This is a genomic window from Aquiflexum sp. (genome assembly GCF_041749095.1).
Classification (GTDB): domain Bacteria; phylum Bacteroidota; class Bacteroidia; order Cytophagales; family Cyclobacteriaceae; genus Aquiflexum.
Map to the genome: position 1 here is coordinate 1 of NZ_JBGTCA010000214.1, position 2,068 is coordinate 2,068.

The following is a 2,068-nucleotide window of genomic DNA, read 5'->3' on the forward strand; positions in this document are numbered from 1 at the left end:
CTCAGCACCAAAAGCCTTGCAATGTCTGCCAATGGCATCATCGCCCGCAATTTGATATCAAACTTATCTCGGTGTTCGCCTGACTTTTCCATGATGAAATTCCTGAAAAAACCTAAAGGTGGAGGATTCATCAAAGCATTTTTGGCCAGAAAATTCAAGAAAATAGTTTTCCCAGCTATCTCCTCATAGATGTGGTGGGTCATATCATCTGCCAAACCTTTGTTCCCAACAACAGGTCTAAAATCAAAAAAAATTGCCGCATGCATCAAAGCTTCCTGATTGGGGCTAAGGATCCAATCGGAAAAATATTTTTTCCAAACAGAAAGAGGCTGACACCATTTGGGATTATTGGCCATCATGTCAGCAGGACAAGATTGAAACCCACAGGACAATAAAATTTCAGTCACTCCCTGTCCGATCAGCACCATGTATTCCCTGGTTTTTTCAAGGTTTGCATCCGGTACATCTTCATAAACAATGGCATTGTCCAAATCTGTCCGAAGCAATTGCTCTTCTCTTCCTTCACTGCCCAACGAAAGGAAACAGAATTTTACTTTTGATTCCTGAGGATATGCTGCATCATGTTTGTCTTTGCCAATCTGAACTGCCCTTTGTATGATAATATCATTGATTTCGGTAATGATGTTGGCTACAAAATCCATAGCCAATTCATTCTCTAGGTAATATTTCAATAAACGCTCTGCCCTATCCCGGATTTTTGCCATTTCCTTCACGTCCCAAGTGTTCATCAAAGCATTGATCAATACAGCCGGACTATTTCCCTGGGACAACAAAATATCATGATCTGATAAAATCCCGGTTACGGGACTAAGGGGTGAACCGTCTTCAGTAAAAATCAAGTGGTGAAGTCTATGTTTGATCATAGTCAGGTAAAGACTGGAAAAGTCAGCCTCTTTGCTCTTGGTCAATACAGGACTTGTCATCAGTTCATCTACTAACGTATCATAACTTTTCATTTCTGCCACAAGCCTGTTGCGAAGGTCTTTGTCAGTGATGATTCCCACCGGGTGTTTCTTTTGATTTACCACCACGATTGACCCTACTCCTTTTTCGGACATGCTTTTAGCCGCGGTCGCCACAGTTTGTCCTGCTTGACAAGTCAATACTTCATGGGAATAATTCAAGTCAGATTGACCCGTAAAAATCAACAGGCCATTATCCTTGGAAATTTCAGCAAAAGCAGTCCGGGCTTTCTGAGACTGGGAAAGATCCGATCTGACCACTACCTGTCCTGAGGCAAACCCCGCAGCAAAATAGAGACTGACCCTACTGTTTTCCTCTAAAATTTTTTCAAAAATGGAAACAGGAATAGCATAAATCAGCGATTCCTCTCTGGTCTGTGCATTTAATATATAAGGTCTTTTCCCCAACAATGCCAATACACCAAAAACATCTCCTTCATCGCACACCTCCACCACTTTGGCAACACCTTCTTTATTTTCAGTCAATTGAACAGAGCCTTCCTTCAGTACAAAGAAATAGTTTTGAGCAGGTTCACCCTGCTCAAACAAAACTTCTCCATTGACAAAATACCGCACCTCCACTCCTTTCGCCACCAATTCCAAAGAGGAATCACTGAGAAAGGAAAAAGGTGGGTATCTTTTTAAAAATTCTTTGACTCTGTTGACAATGACATTGGACATGGTTGTTGTTTTTGATATCCGCCTTCTTGCCGGTAACCTACTTTTCTTTTTTCAATCGGAGGCCTTCCTGAAGCAGGCAGGGAAGACAGAAGTCGGAAAATACCTTTATTTAATCTATTACCCTTTAATTGGATTAGTCTAACCGATTTCGGGCATGTTTGTGGATATGCAGTTTATTTTTAATAATCCTTTTATGGACAATTTATCCAAAATAGTGATTGGAGGACAAAGATTTTCTATTGGAGTCTAAAAAATGATGAAAAAAAATCGAGTAGGAAGATAGGGATTATTTCCCTATCTGTCCTCTCACACCACCGTACGTACCGTTCGGTATACGGCGGTTTGTTAAAATAATGATGGCTGTGTTTCGCTGGTCAGCCGGCTGTAAGTGTTGTAAAACCCGA

The 2,068-nt window shown here is 41.0% G+C and carries 1 protein-coding gene; it reads right to left on the reverse strand.

The genetic code is table 11. The annotated features are described in order from the left end of the window. On the reverse strand, positions 1–1,664 hold a 1,664-nt coding region (locus tag ACEW8O_RS10425), incomplete at its 3' end, for a DUF294 nucleotidyltransferase-like domain-containing protein (RefSeq protein ID WP_373494569.1). Positions 1,665–2,068: the final 404 nt, after the last annotated feature.